Genomic DNA, 17,704 nt, shown 5'->3' on the forward strand with positions numbered 1-17,704 from the left:
CGGCTACATCAAAGGGCGGAGTTCTACCGTGTCGCCCGGCGAGATGAACTGGGCGGCTACTTCTTCGGCGCGTTGGGGGGTGGCGAAGTTGAAGAGGAAGAAACCGGCCAGGTGTTCCTTGGATTCGGCGTACGGGCCGTCGGTGGTGACCGCGCCGGTGGGGCCCGCGGTGTAGAGGCGGCCCTGGGCTGGGTCGCCCAGGGCTTCGCCGCCGAGGAATTCGCCCGAGGCTTTCAGTTCGGTCATCAGGGCCTCCCAGTCGCGGTCCATCTTCTCGCGCTGTTCGGTGGTCAGTTGCCGGCCTTCGGCGGTGTACGACGTTGTCGGGTGGCCCCAGGGCTCGGGGTTGGAGTGGATCAGGATCACGTACTTCACCGGAAGACCTCCACAACTTCGGTACGCCGGGCGGCGCACCTTCTGCCGGGGACGTCGGAGCCTCGCGGGCGCCCTCGACATTCTGGGAAAAGAAAAAGCCCGGCCGGAGCCGGGCTGTTCTCAAGGGGTCAGTCTGGACCTGGGCTGGTGGTCTCGATCCGGATCTGGGTCAGCCGGAGCAGGATCTTCTGGCGCAGGGCGTCGGGGGCGTGTTCGTCGCCGCAGGAGCGGTGCACGAGCTTCTTCACGCAGCGCTCGAGGTCGTACTCGTCGAGGCAGGGTGCGCACTCTTCGAGGTGCTGGCGGATCTCGTCGGTGCTCGCGTCTTCGAGTTCGTTGTCGATGAAGACGTAGACCCGTTGCAGGATCTCGCCGCAGTCCACGTCGTGGTCCTCGCCGCAGCTCACGACTTCTCCTTTTCGGCCGCCGCCGCGGAACCAGCCGCCGGCGCATCGTCTGACGCGGGGATCAGGCCCCGCTCCCGGGCGTAGTCGGCCAGCAGCTCGCGCAGCTGGCGCCGGCCGCGGTGCAACCGCGACATGACGGTCCCGACCGGCGTCCCCATGATGTCGGCGATCTCCTTGTAGGCAAACCCCTCGACATCAGCGAGATACACGGCCAGCCGGAAGTCCTCCGGGATCGCCTGCAGCGCCGACTTCACGTCGGAGTCGGGCAGGTGCTCCAGGGCCACCGCCTCGGCCGACTTCAGGCCACCGGGAGTGTGCGACTCGGCGGCGGTGAGCTGCCAGTCCTCGATCTCCTCGGTCGGCGACTGCGTGGGCTGCCGCTGCCGCTTCCGGTAACCGTTGATGAAGGTGTTGGTCAGGATCCGGTACAGCCACGCCTTCAGGTTGGTCCCGGGCGTGAACTGGTGGAACGAGCTGTACGCCTTCGCGAAGGTGTCCTGGACGAGGTCTTCGGCGTCGGACGGGTTACGGGTCATCCGCATCGCGGCGGCGTACATCTGGTCGAGGAAGGGCAGCGCCTCGCGCTCGAAGCGCTCGGTCCGCTGCTCGGGTGTCTCGGTGGTCGTCGGAGTCGGCATCGTTACTGAGAATACCGGGGTCTTCGCGGTCTTCCGCGCAGGAGCCAGACTCGTCACCGTCATGCTCATCACAACACGGCCCGCCGCCACCTCATTCCCGTGCGCGGCGGGGAGTTCAATCACCTGATCGACCGGCTGCTCAGCCGGAGATCTCCCGGGTCACCCATTCGAACACAGCTTCGACCAGCAGATCGAAACTCTCCTCCTGGGACAGCTCCGCCCGCTTCGGCACCTTGAACGAGTGGTCACCGTCGGGCACCACGGCCATCTCGGTCAGCGGCGGGAACTCCTCCGGCGTACCGAACGGATCCCGCTCCCCCTGTACTACGAGCGTCGGCAGCCGGGCGCTCTGTAGTTCGTCGACCCGCGACTTCTCCGGCCGGCCCGGCGGATGCAGCGGAAACGACAATGCCAGTACTCCGGACGCGCCCAGCCCGCCGGCGGTCCGGCAGGCGACGCGCGCTCCGGCACTGCGCCCACCCAGGACCAGCGGGGTCCTGATCCGCAGTTGGCCGATGATCGAGATCCAGGCCTCGTCGAGCAGCTTCGGCGCCGGCGCGAGCTTCTTGCCGGCCCGCCGCCAGGGCTGCTCGATCAGGAACACGTTCATGTCCTGTTTCGGCAGCCGCGCGGCCAGCGCGGCCAGATCCCCGGCCTCGATCCCGCCACCGGCGCCATGGCCGAGTGCGAGCGTCGCCACCGGCCGCCGAGCCCGATGCGCCACGATCCGCGCCTCACCGTGCGGCGTCCGCACAATCCGTTCGTCGCTCACGGCCCCATCCTGTCATTTCCCGGGCCGGTGCGGCGCCACCGCACGCCGCCGGGCGGCAGCGTTCAGAACAGGGTGACTTCTTCGGGTTCGTCGGGTTTGTCGATGGGGTCGATGCCGTCCGGTGGGAGGGGGTCGACGAGATGAGGGCCGTTGTTCTTGACCGAGCTGACGGCCTTCGAGACGGCGTACGCCTCGATGCGACCGGGGGCTGCGGGGACGAGGAGTTCCAGGAGTTCGTCGGGGTCGGAGCTCAGCGGGTTGAGCCAGGCGTCGTACCGGTCGGGCTCGACGAGGAGGGGCATCCGGTCGTGGATGCGGCCGAGGTCGTCGGTGGCCGTGGTGGTGAGGACGGTGCAGGTCCACAGCCAGGCCTCGTCGGAGTCGGGGTCGGCGACGGCCTTGTTGCGCCAGATCTCGTAGAGCCCGGCCATCGCGAGCACGCCGCCGTCGGCCGGGCGGATGAAGTACGGCTGCTTGACCGGCTTGCCGTTGACCTTCTGCTCCGAGGTGTACCACTCGTAATAACCGTCGGCCGGCAGGATGCAGCGGCGTACGGCGAAGGCCTTCTTGAACGCGGGCTTCTCCGCGACGGTCTCCATCCGCGCGTTGATCAGCCGGCTGCCGATCGAGGTGTCCTTGGCCCAGGACGGGACCAGCCCCCACTTCACCGTGGTGAGCTTGCGGACCACCTCGTCGGGGTTCTCCCGGTTCTTGCGCTCGACGACGGCGATCACCTCGTCGGTCGGCGCGACGTTGTAGTTGTCCGGCAATTCCTGCACGGACTCCTTCACGTTCCCGGCCTCGATCTCGAACTCCACCACCAGATCAGCCGGATCCCGGCTCGACGCGTATCTCCCGCACATACCAGCCACCCTAGCCATCGCCACCGACAAAATCTGTCGTCCAACCAGGACAGCGGCGACGGATCGCCTACCCCGTGATAGGCGATCCGCCGCCGGTTCGATGCGCCCGGTCGTCCCCCTGTCGGCGGCCGGACACAGGTCCTAGGCGGGGCGTGCCAGTTCGTCCAGGACGCGGCCGGCCCACTGCTCGGCCGCGGGAAGTCCTTCGATCCAGACCCGGGCGAGCTGTGGCTCGTCGGTGTCCAGCCGCCACTGGGTGATCAGCGCGCGGACCGTCTCGACCTGGTCCGGCAGGTGCGGCTCGCGGTCGACGAGCGCCGCCGCGCGGCGTGCGCCGAGGCGGCCCAGTACGTCACCGCCCGCGAACACGATCCGGAGGCACTCCGCGACGTCGATGAGCCGGAGCTCGCGTTCGACGGGCGTGATCCCGGCCGGGTAGAGCGGCTCGACCACCACCAGTGCGTGGGTCGCCGGTACGGAAGTTCCACGGAGTTCAGCCTCCCGGTAGATCTCGCCGAGCCGGGACCGCAGGTGGGCCAGGCTGGACAGCCCGGTCAGCGGGTCCTCGCACGACAGCGAGTGCAGATAGATCAGTGAAGCCTCGGCCCAGCTGGAACTGAGTGCGCGTACCGCGTCGAAGGCCGGCTCGCCCCCGGCGATCGAGCGGTACAGCGCACCCAGCCCATCCAGTGCCTCGAGCAACGAGACTCCGTCTTCCGCCAGCCGGCGGCCGACCTCGTCACTCGGGGGCACAACATCGGCACCGTCCTGTAGCGCTTCAGCGATCGCGAGATAGGCGCTGTGGTCGATGCCAGCCGTGCCGTGCGGCTCCCTCCTTCCGCACGGTTGCTCTGCTGACGACGCTTCCGGCCGGTCCCGGGCGGGCGACCCCGCCAGGTTCAGGGACCGGCTGGGACGCAGGTCGAGCCGTCGGCGGATGTCCGCGAACAGCGACATGTGCCCTCCTCGGATGGCCCCTTCGTCTCCCGACCGGGTGGCCGGAAGCGTCGTTCTGGGGGTGAGACAGCGCCGGGGCGGGTTCATGACGCGGATTCCGGAGATTTTTTTCGCGTAACCTCGGCCCCGCCGCTGTCGTCATGAAAGGTGCGCGGATCCGTCCCTCATGGGAACCTTGATCCCGGCAACAACGTGACAGACGGTGACGATGTAGTGACAAACCCAGGGGGACCTCGGATGGAGACGCCGGAAGGACCGAGCGACGCGGAGCTGATCGCGCGCGTTCGCGCCGGCGACCTCGAGGCGTACGGCGAGCTCTTCGCCCGGCATCACCATGCCGCGGAGCGGATGGCCCGTCAGCTGGTCCCCGCCAACGACGCCGACGACCTGGCCGGCGACGCCTTCGCCAAGGTGCTCGATGCCCTGCGCAACGGCGGCGGCCCGGACATCTCCTTCCGGGCGTACCTGCTGACCACCGTCCGGCGCGTCCACGTCGACCGGATCCGCTCGGGCCGCAAGGTGCAAACCACCGACGACATCGCGGCGTACGAGCGGGAGCCGCAGGGTTTCGACGACCCGACTGTGACCGGCTTCGAGAGTGGGGCGGCGGCGAAAGCCTTCGCCTCCCTGCCCGAGCGCTGGCAGGCCGTGCTCTGGCACACCGAGGTGGAGGGCGAGAAGCCCGCCGCCATCGCCCCACTGCTCGGCCTGACCGCCAACGGGGTCTCCGCTCTCGCCTACCGGGCCCGCGAGGGGTTGCGGCAGGCCTATCTCCAGCAGCACCTGGCTGACGTCGCCGGCGACCGCTGCCGCTGGACCACCGAGCGTCTGGGCGCCTACGTCCGCGGCGGCCTCACCAAGCGGGAGAACAAGAACGTCCGCGAGCACCTGGACGACTGCGCCAAGTGCACGGCGGTCTACCTCGAGCTCGTCGAGGTCAACAGCGCACTGCCGGCGCTGCTCGCCCCCGCCCTGCTCGGTACTGCGGGCCTCGGCTACCTGGCCGCAGCCTCTGGCGCCAAGGTCGGCGTGGTCGGCTTCCTGGTCACCGGCTGGCGCAAGGCAACAGAGAACAGCACCCGTACTGCGGTCGGCGCGGGCACTGCCGTAGTGGTAGTGGTCGCCGCCGTCATCGCCGCCTTGGCACTCACCGGCAACGAGACTCCCCCAGCAGCCATCGACAAGCCCCCGGCGCAGCAGCCGACCCAGCCGCCGGTGAAGCCGCCACCTGCCAAGCCCCCGTCGGCGAAGCCGCCGACCGTCAAGCCGCCGGTCGTCCCGCCGACCAACGAGCCGCAGCCGAGCGAGCCCGCTGACTCGACTGAGCCCCCTGAGCCTGAGCCGACCACGGCTCCGACCACAGCGCCGACGACACCACCAGAGCCCACCCCGACGCCACCGGTCCCGACCACGCCGATCTTCGACGAGGGCCTGCTGACGATCACGGCCCCGCGCGGCGGCGGTGCACCGGGCGGGCGGGCGCCGGGCGAGCGCAGCTTCCGCACCGAGGCAACCGAGGCGGCCGACGCAACCGCCGCCACCTGGCTGATCACCATCAAGGTCCCGGCCAGCAACGACAAGCCGGTGCTGATCGGCATCAAGTACGGGTCGGCCCTCCAGTGGCCGATGAGCGGGAGCCCGCGCGGCTGGACGTGCACCCGGGCCAGCGACGGCAGCGGCATGTGCACCGCGGCCAACCCGGCCGCGCCGACCACACTGCCCATCACCTTCACGGAACCGACCGGCGGGACGGCCGCCCAGCGCACCTTCACGGTCTCGGCGAAATCCGGCCGCCTGTACGACGACGACTCCGCGACCCTGGAAGCCCCCGCTCCCCCGCCGCCACCGAAGCCGCGCCTTGACGAGACGCTGCTGAAGCTCAGCACCACCAAGGCTGACCCGGACGCGCACTTCCGGACCATCACCGTCGCTCCGGGGACGCGCCCGAGTGTGACCGTGAAACTCCAGTACGGCTCGGCGCTGTCCTGGCCGATCGCGCCGAATCCGGTGGGCTGGAAGTGCACCGTCTCCACCCGGACCTGCACGGCGACCAATCCCGCCCGACCGGCACCGCTGTACGGGAAGTTCGACATCGTGGCGGGTGGGTCGGCGTCGCGGACCTACTCGGTGGCGGCGACGGCCGGGCTGCTCTACGACACCGACTCGGAGACGCTGCCAGGCCCGCAGTCGGACGAGGGGCTGCTGCGGATCGTCACGCCGGATCCCCACCAGGATCCGAATCCCTTTGCCTACAACCGCTTCCTGACCATCAACGGCGCCACCAACCGACGGGTGACGCTGGAGATCTCGTGGGGACGCAACCTGTCGCTCCTGTCGTACTTCGACCGCGGCTGGACGTGTTCGCGGTCGACCGACGTACGGCGGGCCACCTGCACCACCGAGAGCTACCAGAAGGCGCTCAACACGGCATGGGCCGCCTGGCCGGGCACGGGTCCCTCGAACACGATCACGGTGTCGGCGACGACCCGGGGCCGGTACGACACGGACACGGCGGTCATCCCGCCCGGCCAAACCAAACGCTGACGGAATTGGTTTTGCGTTGGGCTTCGGCGCATCTACGCTGTGGGTGTTCGCGCTGAAGGAACCAAGTAACACCCCTCACCTCACGCAGGAGAGAGTCGCCGGTAGCTGGGAAGGCGATGCGCGGGGCGGGTGTGAAGACACTCCTGAGCGAATGCAAGGCAAGAGGCCGGGTCAGCAACTGATCCGGTGAAGGTGTGGTGGCACCGCGAGATCCCCTTCGCCCACACCTCCGGGGTTCGATCTGACCAACGGAGGTGAACAACAGCGATGCGCATTCTCAACCACGAGATCCCCTCAGCAGTAGGCCAGACCGTCACGGTGGCCGGCTGGGTCCATCGAAGACGACGGCTGGCAGCCGTCAGTTTCCTGGTACTACGGGACCGTTCCGGCCTGAGCCAGATCGTCGTCAAGACGCCGGAAACCCTGGCCCAGCTGGACGAACTCGGCGAGGAGACCGTCGTCCAGGTGACCGGCACGGTCGCTGCCAACCCGCAGGCGCCGGGTGGGGCCGAGATCGTCGACCCCACCATCGAGCCGTTGACCGAGCCGGCGGTGACGCCGCCGATCGAGTTGTGGCGTCCGTCGGTCGGCGCGGGGTTGCCGGTGATCCTGGACAACGCCCCGATCGCTCTGCGGCACCCCGCGGTGCGGGCCGGCTGGGAGGTCGCGGCGGCCGCGTTGCACGGCTACCGCGGTTCGCTCGACCGGCAGGGGTTCACCGAGATCCAGACCCCGAAGATCGTCGGTACGGCGACCGAGTCCGGCGCGAACGTGTTCGCCCTGGACTACTTCGGCGGCCCGGCGTACCTGGCTCAGTCGCCGCAGTTCTACAAGCAGACGATGGTCGGTGTCTTCGAACGCGTCTACGAGGTCGGTCCGGTGTTCCGCGCCGAGCCGCACGACACGGTCCGGCACCTCGCGGAGTACGTCTCGCTCGACGCGGAGCTGGGCTTCATCCAGGACCACCGCGACGTTCTCGCCGTACTACGGAACGTTCTGGCCGACATGCTTGCAGCAGTCGGTGAGCGTGCGGCCGGCGCGTTGGAGCGGCTCGACGTCAAGCTGCCGGAGATGCCGGCCGAGGTGCCCGTCCTGCATTTCAGTGAAGCGCTGAGGCTGGCGGGTGCGAACCCGGACGAGCCGGACCTCGCACCGGCCGACGAACGCGCGATCGGTGAGTGGGCGCTGCGCGAACACGGCAGCGAGTTCGTCGCGGTCGAGGGCTATCCGATGGTGAAGCGGCCGTTCTACACCCATCCGCAGCCGTCGGACCCCCGCTGGTCCAACTCGTTCGACCTTCTTTTCAAGGGGGTTGAGCTGGTCACGGGCGGGCAACGCCTGCACCGCTACAGCGACTACGTGGCGGCACTCGAGGCCCGGGGCGAGTCGGCAACCGCACCGGCGTACAGCTCGTACTTGCAGACGTTCAAGCACGGCATGCCACCCCACGGCGGCTTCGCAATCGGCCTCGAACGCTTCGTCGCCCGCCTGACCGGCGCGGAAAACGTCCGCGAGGTAACCCTGTTCCCCCGCGACCTCCACCGCCTGACCCCCTAGCCGATATCCCGCCCTCAGCGGCCGCTGAGGGCGGGATGCATGATGGCGGGATGCTGAGTGAGGTTGAGCGGGATGTGCTGGCCGCGGTGGATGATGCGCGGATCGTGGCGGATCTTCGGGAGTTGGTGCAGATCCCGAGTGTCGACGGGACGGCGGCCGAGGTTGAGATCCAGGAGTGGTGCGCGGAGCGGCTGCGTAGTACCGGGCTCCAGGTGGATCACTGGCAGTTCGACCTGCCGGCGACCACCGGGGATCCCGACTTCCCCGGTATGGAGGTTGAGCGGGCAGACGCTTGGGGCTGTGTCGGGGTCCTGCAAGGCGGCGGTACGCCGGGGCTGATCCTCAACGGGCATGTGGATGTCGTGCCCGTCGGCGAACTGGCGGCCTGGCCGGACAGCGATCCGTTCTCGGCGCGCGTGACCGACGGGATCATGTGGGGCCGCGGCACCTGCGACATGAAGGGCGGAGTGGCGGCGATCCTCGGTGCCGTCGCCGCGATCGCCGCCACCGGCATCACCCTGCGCAAGCCGCTCGCCGTGCACACCGTGGTCGGCGAGGAGGACGGCGGGCTGGGCGCGTTCGGGACGCTCAAGCGCGGTCACACGGGCGAGGCCTGCCTGATCGCGGAGCCGACCGCCGGCGGTGTCATCCCGGCGAACTCGGGCTCGCTCACCTTCCGGCTGGAGATCCCCGGCCTCGCGACCCACGGCTCGACCCGGACCCGCGGTGTCAGCGCGATCGAGAAGTTCACGCTCATCCAGCAGGCGTTGATCGCGTTGGAGATCGAGCGCAACCGCGACCCGCACCCGCTGCTCAAGCACCTCGATCTCGCCAACCCGTTGTCGGTCGGGACCATCCAGGCCGGCGACTGGGCCAGCACTGTGCCCGACCTGCTGGTGGCAGAGGGCCGGTACGGCGTACGGCTGGGTGAGCCGGTCGCGGAGGCGCGACAGGCCTTCGAGCGGGCAATCGAGGAGGCGTGCGCTGCGGATGACTGGCTGCGTACCCATCCGGTGCAGGTCAGCTGGCCGGGTGGTGTGTTCGCGTCCGGGGTGCTGCCCGAGGGGGACCCGCTGCTGGACGACACGTTGCAGGCTGCAACGGCCGCTGGAGCGTCCGAAGTACCGGAGGTCAAGGGTGGGCCTTATGGCTCGGACCTGCGCCAGTACGCCGCTGCTGGCATCCCCACGCTCCAGTACGGCCCGGGCGACGTCCGCTACGCCCACGCCATGGACGAGCACGTGCCACTGGCAGAGGTCCTCCAGTGCGCCCGCGCCTACGCCCTGCTCGCAGTACGCCGCTGCAGCTAGCGCTGGTGGTAGAAAGTGCGCATGGAACCGCTGCGGGGGCGCTCAGCTGAGCTGGGGCAGTTGCTCGCGGCCATGCGGGCTGCCGAGGGTGGCGAGGCGTCGCTGACCGTGGTCATGGGCGAGCCCGGCATCGGGAAGTCTGCCCTGGTCCGGGCCCTGGTGGAGCAGGCAGAGCGGCACGGACTGCTGGTAGCCCAGGCAGCAGCCCACCAGACGGATGAGCTCAGTCCGCTGGCTTCCCTGGCTCCGGCGCTGCGGTCGGGCGCCGAGCCGCTCATCAGTACCGAGCACTTCCTGGAGCTGGCCTCACTCAACGCCCAGCCGTTGTGGCTCGGCGAGCGGCTCGCGGACCTGATCGGCAAGCGGCTGGACGGCGTACCGGCTCTGATCGTCCTGGACGACGCCCAGTGGGCCGACCCGCTGACCAACTTCGTACTGCGGGTCGTCGTCGCCCGGCTGAGCCGCGCGAAGGTGATGTGGCTACTCGCGACCCGTCCCGCGCCCGGTGCCTTGTTCGAGCAGCTCGTGGACGCTGTCCGGGACCAGGTACCGGTGCACGCGATCCAGTTGGCTCCGCTGAGCACCGAGGCCGTCCTGGAGCTTGCCGCCGACCGGCTCGGCACACCGGTCGACCCGGCGTTGTCGGTCCGGCTGGGCGGCGTACAAGGGGTGCCGTTCCTGGCGGAGCAACTAGTGGCCGGGCTGTACCTGGCCGAGCTGCCGGATGGCCTGGTGGAGGGAGTGCGTCGACGGGTCAGCAGTACTTCGGAGCTGTGCCAGGCGTTGCTCCGGACGGCGGCTGTCTTCGGTAGTGAGTTCCAGCTGGACGATGTCGCCGTACTGATGGGTGAATCCATCGCCAAGCTGGCCGGCGCGCTGGATGAGGCCATCCGCGCCGGGTTGCTGGCCGACGGGCTCTCGACGGTGAGCTTCCGGCATGAGCTGCTGCGGGCCGCAGTACTGGCCGAGGTGCCGCCTTCTGCCCAGCGGGCGCTGCACCGGGCGATCGCGGATCAACTGCTGGCCGGCGGGCGGGGCGCGTCGGCTGCTGCACCGCACATCCTGGCGACGGCCGCCGCTGGCGACGTCAGCGCCATCAACACCCTCCGCGCGGCAGCCCACGAACTGCTGGAGACGATGTCGATCACCGCGATCAACGTGATCCAGCAGACCTTCGAACTCACCCCGGTCGACGACAGCATCCGTGGCGACGTCGGCGAGGACGTTGTCGAAGTACTGCTCGGTGGACGCCAGTTCGCGGCGGCCGAGGCGTTCGCAGACGACTTGCTGGGCGGTACTGCGCTCTACCGCGGGCCGGTCTCCCCCGACCTGCGGGCGGCGATCCGGCTGCGCCTGCTGCCGCACATGTCGGCTACTGGGCGGCTGACGCAGTGCGAGCTGGACGTGCCGGGAGCCTCGGCGCCACTGGCCGACAGGATGCGGGCATACCGGGTACTGGCTCGGCTGGAGGAGCCGTTCCAGACAGCCGATCCAGTGGCGGCCGGCGTGCAGCAACTGGCCGCCGCGGAACGCGCCAGGGCAATCGGCCGGTACGCCGAGGCGCGCGACCTCTACCGTGCCGCGCGAGCCGCAACCGGGGACGAGGTCGGCAGCCACCCAGCCATGCACATCGAGCTCACCGAACTGTTCTGCCGGGCGCAGCTCGACGACCTGGCCGGTGCCCTCGACCGCCTGAAGCAGCTGCTCGGCACCAGCGACTCCTGGCTGGCCCCGCAGCTGTCCGCACTGCGCGCGCGACTGGAGCTTGCCACCGGCAACCTCTCGGCGGCGGCCGACGCCGCGGAGGACTGCCTCCGCTGGAGCACTCAGGTCTTCGACCTGTCGTCCCAAACCCCGGCCCGCCAGATTCTCGCCTTGGTCGCACTGCTGAAGGGCCGCCTGACCGAGGCCCGCGAGCAAGCCACCGACGACCAGATCCGTGCGCTCTTGGAGGTGGCCGACGGAGACACCGCAGCGGCCGCCAGGCTGCTGAACGCGCCGCTCGAGTACCCCGAACGCCACACACTTCTGCTCAACGCGGCCACCGGTACTACGGACCCGCAGGTCGCCGCCCGAGCAGCCGAACTCCTGACCAGCCAGGCAGAGGCGAGCCCCACCCTCACGTTCCGGTCGACCGCCGAGCTGGTTGCCTGCTGGAACGAGCTGACCTACCACCCCACGGCAGACGGCGCTGCGGCACGCGCACGGCTGGCCGAGGTGGTCGACGGCTTGCGGAGCTCGCCGCGGCCGCTGCTACTGGCGTGTGCGGAAGCCCTCTACGGCCGGGTCGAGCTGGAGGCCGGTGAGCGCAAGACCGCCGTTGCCGCGCTGGAGAGCGCCCTGGCCTCCTTCACCGAGTTGGGAGCCGCCGCGCCGGCAACCAGGGTGCAGGCGATGTTGCAGGCTGCGGGGGTTCGGCGGCGGAAGTGGGCTGCTGTGCGGGCTCGGCCTGAGTCGGGGTGGGAGGCGTTGACTCCGATGGAGCGGCGGGTGGCGTTGCTGGTCGCCGACGGGCACACCAACAAGTCGGCGGCCGACGAGCTGGTGTTGTCGGCCAGTACGGTCGGCACTCACCTGAGGTCCGCTTTCGGCAAGCTCGGCGTGAATTCGCGGGTCCAGCTGACCCGGCTGGTGCTCGAACGGTTCGCGTCTCCCCCAAACGCATGAGTTTTGGGTGCACCGGGTGAGCTGACCGCGTCGAAGCGCCCCTCACGATTCCGCTGTTCGGTCGATTCGCGGACTCACCGTTCCGAGGTTTTCTTGCGGTGCCGGAAATCCCACCGCAAGAAAACGAGGAACAAGCAATGAGCGAGAAGCCCACCACCGTCGTCCTGGTCCACGGCGCGTTCGCCGACGCGTCCAGCTGGAACGAGGTCGTCACCGACCTCACCGCCCGCGGCATCCCCACTCTGGCCGTCGCCAACGAGCTGAGCGGCGCGGCCCGCGACGGCAGCCGGATCGCCGCCCAGGTCCGGGAGATCGACGGCCCGGTCGTCCTGGTCGGTCACTCGTACGGCGGCGCGGTGATCACCGCCGCGGCCAACGAGGCCGACAACGTCACCGGGCTGGTCTTCATCGCGGCCTTCGCGCCGGACGAGGGCGAGAGCCTGCAGGACCTGCTCGGCCAGTTCCCGGCCAACGACTTCGGCTCCGGCCTGGCACCGCACCAGTTGCCCGGCACCGATGGTGACGAGGTGTGGCTGAGCATCGCGCTCGATTCCTTCCACCAGCTGTTCGCCGCCGACGTACCGGGTGACCAGGCCACCGTGATGGCTCGCTCGCAGCGCCCGATCGCGGCCGCCGCGTTCGAGGAGAAGGCCGGGCCGGCCAGCTGGAAGCGGCTGCCGAGCCACTTCCTGGTCGCGACCGGTGACAAGGCGATCCACCCCGACGGCCAGCGCACGATGGCGAAGCGGGCCGGCGCCACCACGATCGAGGTCGACGGATCCCACGCCGTCTCGGTCTCCCAGCCCAAGGCCGTCGCCGACTTCATCGCCTCCGCGCTCTGAATCAAACCTTCATCAACAACAGGAGATCCACGTCATGAATCGCCTTCGCCGTGCCCTCGTCGCCAGTGCCAGCCTCGTCCTGCTGGCAGCCGGCGCCACCGCGGCAACCACCGCAACCGCCACCACCGACAAGCACCCCAGCCAGCCGAAGCCGACCATCGTCCTGGTCCACGGCGCCTTCGCGGACGGCTCCAGCTGGAACGAGGTCACCGAGAAGCTCCAGCGCGACGGCTACCAGGTCGTCGTACCGGCCAACCCGCTGCGCGGACCCGGCAGCGACTCCAGCTACCTCACCGGCGTCCTGGCCGGCATCCCCGGCCCGAAGGTCCTGGTCGGCCACTCCTACGGCGGGGCGATCATCACCCAGCTCGCCTCCGCCCCGGACGTCAAGGCGCTCGTGTACGTCGCCGCGTTCGTCCCGCAGGCCGGTGAGACGGTCGGCGGACTGAACGCGAAGTTCCCCGGCAGCGAGATCAACGCGGACACCACCAACACCATCACGTACGCCGGTGGGGCCGACCTGGTGATGCGACCCGAGGCCTTCCGGACCGTCTTCGCGGCCGACCTGCCGCGGTCCGAGCAGTCGTTGCTCGGCGCCTCCCAGCGGCCGATCGCGGCAGCGGCCTTCACCGAGCCGATCGCCAAGTCGGCGCCGGCCGCACTGCCGAAGTACGCGATCGTCCCGAGCGGCGACAAGGCCATCGCGCCGGCCGGTGAGCTGTGGATGGCACAGCGCGCCGGAGCCAAGATCGTCAAGGTCGAGGGCGCCTCGCACCTGGTGATGATCTCCCACCCCGGCACCACCACGAAGCTGATCGAGAAGGCCGCGACCAACTGACCATCTTCCAGCCCGAGCCGCGCGGTCCCGGATCCCCGGGGCCGCGCGGTCTTGGTGTGTGGCGTTGGTCGCAGTGGGAATAGCCCTCCGAGGGCAGCGGTTGCCACACGTCATGCGCATTGATATCTGGTCCGACGTCGTCTGTCCGTGGTGCTACATCGGGAAGCGCCGGCTGGAAGAGGCCCTGGCGGCGACCGGCGAGCAGGCCGAGATCGTCTGGCACAGCTTCCAGCTCGACCCCTCGTCGACCAACGACGACCCCCGCCCGCTGCACGTCCGGCTGGGTGAGAAGTACGGCCGCGGCCCGGAGTGGGGTCTGCAGGCCAACGCGCACGTGACGGAGACCGCTGCGGAGCTCGGTCTCGAGTTCCACCTCGCGGACGCCAAGGCCGCCAACACGGCCGACGCCCACCGCGTCCTGCACCTCGCCCTCGAGCTCGCCGAAGCCGGCGAAGTACAGGCTGACACCCAGAACCGTCTCAAGGAGCGCTATCTCAAGGCTTACTTCACCGACGCTCTCCCGGTCGGCGACCACGCGACGCTGACCAGGCTCGCGATCGAGACCGGCCTGCCGGAGGACCGGGTGACCGAGGTGCTGGCCGGTACGGCGTACGCGGATGACGTCGCCGCCGACCAGGCGCAGGCTCTCTCGTACGGCGCGAACGGGGTGCCCTTCTTCGTGATCGACCAGAAGTACGGCGTCAGCGGCGCCCAGCCGGTCGAGGTGTTCCAGGAGGCGATCCGGCGGGCCAACGCCGAGCGGCAGCCGGTCACGCTGATCACCAGCCCGGCAGCGACCGACGACGCCGCCTGCGGGCCGGACGGATGCGCGATTTGAGCCTGGGTACACGACACACGGGGCACCGGGTGCCTCACCGGGATTGTCGGACCAGGTAAGAAGGAGCCATGACTGTCGTGCGAGCACTGGCCAGGCCGTTGCTGTCCATCCTCTTCGTCGTGCAGGGCGCGAAGGCGATCAAGGATCCGGAGCCGCTCGTACCGAAGGCTCAGCCGGTCGCCGATCGGTTCGTCCCACTGATCCAGAAGGTGGCGCCGGCGCAGGTCGGCGACCGGATCCCGGAGAGTACGGCGGGCTTGGTCCGCCTCAACGGTGCCGCGCAACTGATCGGCGGGCTCGCGCTCGCGACCGGCCGGGGACGCCGCCTCGGCGCCGTCGTACTGGCCGGGTCGCTGGTGCCGACGACGCTGGCCGGGCACTCGTTCTGGCAGGAGTCGGACAAGGCCGTCCGGGCGACCCAGAAGGTCCAGTTCATGAAGAACCTCGGGCTGATGGGTGGGCTGATGCTCGCCGCGGTCGACACCGAGGGCAAGCCGGGCGTCGCCTGGCGGGCCAGCCACGGCGCGAAGGCGGTCAAGCGCGAGACCAAGCGCAGCGCCAAGCTCGCGAAGCGCGAAACGAAGCAGTTCGCCCGGGCCGCCAAGCGCGAGGCGAAGCACGCCAAGCGGTTGGCGAAGGCCGAACTCCCCTTCGGCTGACTCACCGGCCTGGCCCACAGGTCTGGCCCACCAGTCGGGCCGGATTGTCCACAGCTCCGTTCACCCTCGCGCTGCCCGAGCGTGAAGCCCGCTAGGCTCGGGGCGGAAACATCCGCGGAGCTGGGAGTGAGATGGCAGGCAGTGGGATGGCAGGGCAGCAGGGCTGGCCGGCGCCGTTGGCGGACGGTGCGGTCAGCGGCCGGGTGACCGTGCCCGGCTCGAAGTCGATCAGCAACCGGGCGCTCGTCCTGGCCGCGATCGCCGACGGTCCGTCCACCCTGTCCGGGCTCCTGGTGGCCCGCGACACGAACCTGATGCGCTCCGCCCTGGTCTCACTGGGCGTGGGCATCACCGAACACGACGGTCTCGTCACCGTCACACCCGGCTCGCTCAAAGGCCCGGCGAGCGTCGACTGCGGCCTGGCCGGCACCGTGATGCGGTTCGTCCCGCCGGTCGCGGCCCTGGCCGACGGCGAGATCGCCTTCGACGGCGACCCCTACGCCCGCGAGCGCCCGATGAACGTCATCCTCGGCGCGCTGCGCACCCTTGGCGTCCAGATCGAGGACCACGGCACCGGCCGGATGCCGTACTCCGTGAGCGGATCCGGCTCGGTCCGCGGCGGCAAGGTCACCCTCGACGCCTCCGGCTCGAGCCAGTTCGTCTCGGCCCTGCTGCTGGCCGGCGCCCGGTACGACGAAGGCGTCGACATCCTGCACGACGGTAAGCCGGTCCCGTCCCAGCCTCATCTGGACATGTCCATCGCGATGCTGCGCGAGCGGGGCGTCCAGGTCGACGACAGCGAGCCCAACCGCTGGATCGTTGCTCCCGGCCCCATTCGCGCGCTGGACACCGCGATCGAGCCCGACCTGTCCAACGCGGCGCCCTTCCTCGCGGCCGCGGTCGTCACGGGTGGCGAGGTCACCGTGACCGGCTGGCCGGCCCAGACCACGCAACCCGGTGGCCAGCTGCCAGAGATCTTCACCCGCTTCGGCGCCGAGGTGTCACTGGCCGACGGCGAGCTGACTGTTCGCGGGACCGGCCGCGTCCAGGGTGTGGACCTCGACCTGAGCGAGGTCGGTGAACTGACGCCGGTGCTCGCCGCGGTCGCCGCGCTCGCCGACGGACCGTCGTACCTGCGCGGGATCGCGCACCTGCGCAACCACGAGACCGACCGGCTGGCCGCGCTGGAGACCGAGCTGAACGCGCTCGGTGGCGACGTGAACCAGACCGCCGACGGGCTGGAGTTCCGCCCGAAACCCTTGCACGGTGGGCTTTTCGGCACCTACCACGATCACCGGATGGCGCATGCCGCCGCGGTGCTCGGGCTCGCGGTCACCGGGGTGGAGATCGAGAACATCGGCACGACGGCGAAAACCCTGCCGGAGTTCCCTGAGCTCTGGTCGGCGCTGGTGAGCTGATGTCGCGGTACGACGAGGAAGCCAAGTACGACCGGCCCAAGCGCCGGACCCGGCCCCGCACCAAGGACCGGCCGACGTACGACGATGCCGTCACCGGTTTCGTCATCACCCGCGACCGCGGCCGCTACACCTGCTGGGTCGGCGAATCGGATCGCGTCGTCACCGCGATGAAGGCACGCCAGCTCGGCCGCAAGGGCGTCATCGTCGGCGACCTGGTCAAGCTCGACGGCGATGCCAGCGGCGACGAGGGCACGCTGGCCCGGATCGTCGAGGTGCTCCCCCGCAAGACGCTGCTGCGCCGGTCCGCCGATGACGACGACCCGATCGAGCGGCCGCTGGTGGCCAACGCCGACCAGCTCGTCATCGTCGTCGCAGTGGCGAACCCGGAGCCCCGGACCAGGCTGATCGACCGGTTCCTGGTCGCGGCGTACGACGCCGGCATGCGGCCGCTGCTGTGTCTGACCAAGACCGACCTGGCCGACCCCGATCCGCTGCTGTCGATCTACCGGCCGCTGGGCGTCGAGTCGGTCGCCACCCGGCGCGACGGTGATCTCAGTGAGCTGGCCGAGCAGCTCCGCGACCGGACGAGCATGATGGTCGGCCACTCGGGCGTAGGCAAGTCCACGCTGGTCAACGCGTTGGTGCCCGGCACGAACCGTGCGATCGGTGTCGTCAACGACAACACGGGTCGCGGCCGGCACACGTCGACCAGCGCGTTGCTGCTCCGGCTGCCCGATGGCGGCTGGATCGTGGACACGCCGGGCATCCGGTCGTTCGGGCTGGCGCACGTGCAACCCGATCAGCTGATCAACGCGTTCGGCGACCTGGCCGACGAGACGCGCGACTGTCCGCGCGGTTGCACCCACTCCGAGACCGAGCCGAACTGCGCCCTCGACGAAGCGGTCGCCGCCGGCCGCGTCGACCCCGAGCGGGTCATGTCCTTCCGCCGCCTGCTGGCCAGCCGCGAAGGCCGCGACCTCGAAACCACCTGAGCCTGACCGCGACTGCTGATGGTCGCG

Annotated in this window: 16 protein-coding genes; 10 read left to right on the plus strand and 6 right to left on the minus strand. The window is 69.8% G+C overall.

Annotation, left to right across the window (positions count from 1 at the left end):
• Positions 1-3: 3 nt before the first annotated feature.
• The 6 genes from AB0F51_RS27765 to AB0F51_RS27790 form a co-directional block, all read right to left on the minus strand.
• A complete protein-coding gene (locus AB0F51_RS27765) occupies positions 4-375 on the minus strand; it encodes a YciI family protein (protein ID WP_360284623.1) in 372 nt (123 codons plus the stop codon).
• 128 nt (positions 376-503) lie between these two features.
• On the minus strand, positions 504-782 hold the full coding sequence (gene rsrA / locus AB0F51_RS27770; protein WP_360284624.1) for a mycothiol system anti-sigma-R factor: 279 nt from the start codon (positions 780-782) through the stop codon (positions 504-506).
• On the minus strand, positions 779-1,420 hold the full coding sequence (locus tag AB0F51_RS27775) for a sigma-70 family RNA polymerase sigma factor (RefSeq protein WP_360284625.1): 642 nt from the start codon (positions 1,418-1,420) through the stop codon (positions 779-781). Before AB0F51_RS27775 ends, rsrA begins: the two co-directional genes overlap by 4 nt.
• 139 nt (positions 1,421-1,559) lie before the next feature.
• A complete protein-coding gene (locus AB0F51_RS27780; protein ID WP_360284626.1) occupies positions 1,560-2,192 on the minus strand; it encodes an alpha/beta family hydrolase in 633 nt (210 codons plus the stop codon).
• 62 nt (positions 2,193-2,254) lie between these two features.
• Entirely contained in the window at positions 2,255-3,055 is an 801-nt protein-coding gene (locus AB0F51_RS27785; RefSeq protein ID WP_360284627.1) for an SOS response-associated peptidase, read from the minus strand.
• A gap of 141 nt (positions 3,056-3,196) precedes the next feature.
• Positions 3,197-4,012 (minus strand): hypothetical protein, encoded by an 816-nt coding sequence (locus AB0F51_RS27790; protein WP_360284629.1) that lies wholly within the window; start codon positions 4,010-4,012, stop codon positions 3,197-3,199.
• A gap of 237 nt (positions 4,013-4,249) precedes the next feature.
• Here AB0F51_RS27790 and AB0F51_RS27795 point away from each other — a divergent pair, with 237 nt between their 5' ends.
• The 10 genes from AB0F51_RS27795 to rsgA all read left to right on the plus strand — a co-directional run bounded on the left by AB0F51_RS27795 (position 4,250) and on the right by rsgA (position 17,677).
• A complete protein-coding gene (locus AB0F51_RS27795) occupies positions 4,250-6,556 on the plus strand; it encodes a sigma-70 family RNA polymerase sigma factor (protein WP_360284630.1) in 2,307 nt (768 codons plus the stop codon).
• Between the two features lie 267 nt (positions 6,557-6,823).
• Complete coding sequence (gene aspS, locus AB0F51_RS27800; protein ID WP_360284632.1) at positions 6,824-8,113, plus strand: aspartate--tRNA(Asn) ligase; 1,290 nt, start codon at positions 6,824-6,826, stop codon at positions 8,111-8,113.
• Between the two features lie 50 nt (positions 8,114-8,163).
• On the plus strand, positions 8,164-9,423 hold the full coding sequence (locus AB0F51_RS27805; protein WP_360284633.1) for an ArgE/DapE family deacylase: 1,260 nt from the start codon (positions 8,164-8,166) through the stop codon (positions 9,421-9,423).
• Positions 9,424-9,444: 21 nt separating this feature from the next.
• A complete protein-coding gene (locus AB0F51_RS27810; protein WP_360284635.1) occupies positions 9,445-12,090 on the plus strand; it encodes an AAA family ATPase in 2,646 nt (881 codons plus the stop codon).
• A 137-nt stretch (positions 12,091-12,227) separates the two neighbouring features.
• On the plus strand, positions 12,228-12,932 hold the full coding sequence (locus AB0F51_RS27815) for an alpha/beta hydrolase (RefSeq protein WP_360284636.1): 705 nt from the start codon (positions 12,228-12,230) through the stop codon (positions 12,930-12,932).
• Between the two features lie 34 nt (positions 12,933-12,966).
• Complete coding sequence (locus AB0F51_RS27820; RefSeq protein WP_360284638.1) at positions 12,967-13,770, plus strand: alpha/beta hydrolase; 804 nt, start codon at positions 12,967-12,969, stop codon at positions 13,768-13,770.
• Between the two features lie 112 nt (positions 13,771-13,882).
• Positions 13,883-14,608 carry a DsbA family oxidoreductase gene (locus tag AB0F51_RS27825; protein ID WP_360284639.1) on the plus strand — a complete coding sequence of 242 codons (726 nt, stop codon included), beginning with the start codon at positions 13,883-13,885 and terminating at the stop codon, positions 14,606-14,608.
• 68 nt (positions 14,609-14,676) lie between these two features.
• The gene (locus tag AB0F51_RS27830) at positions 14,677-15,267 is read left to right on the plus strand and encodes a DoxX family protein (RefSeq protein WP_360284641.1); all 591 of its coding nucleotides are present in this window, start codon (positions 14,677-14,679) and stop codon (positions 15,265-15,267) included.
• Between the two features lie 146 nt (positions 15,268-15,413).
• Positions 15,414-16,685, plus strand: coding sequence for a 3-phosphoshikimate 1-carboxyvinyltransferase (aroA, locus tag AB0F51_RS27835; protein ID WP_360284927.1), 1,272 nt, complete (start codon positions 15,414-15,416; stop codon positions 16,683-16,685).
• The gene (gene rsgA, locus AB0F51_RS27840; protein ID WP_360284642.1) at positions 16,685-17,677 is read left to right on the plus strand and encodes a ribosome small subunit-dependent GTPase A; all 993 of its coding nucleotides are present in this window, start codon (positions 16,685-16,687) and stop codon (positions 17,675-17,677) included. The genes aroA and rsgA overlap by 1 nt, the downstream gene beginning before the upstream one ends.
• Positions 17,678-17,704: the final 27 nt, after the last annotated feature.

The organism is Kribbella sp. NPDC023855 (assembly GCF_040639475.1).
GTDB lineage: Bacteria > Actinomycetota > Actinomycetes > Propionibacteriales > Kribbellaceae > Kribbella.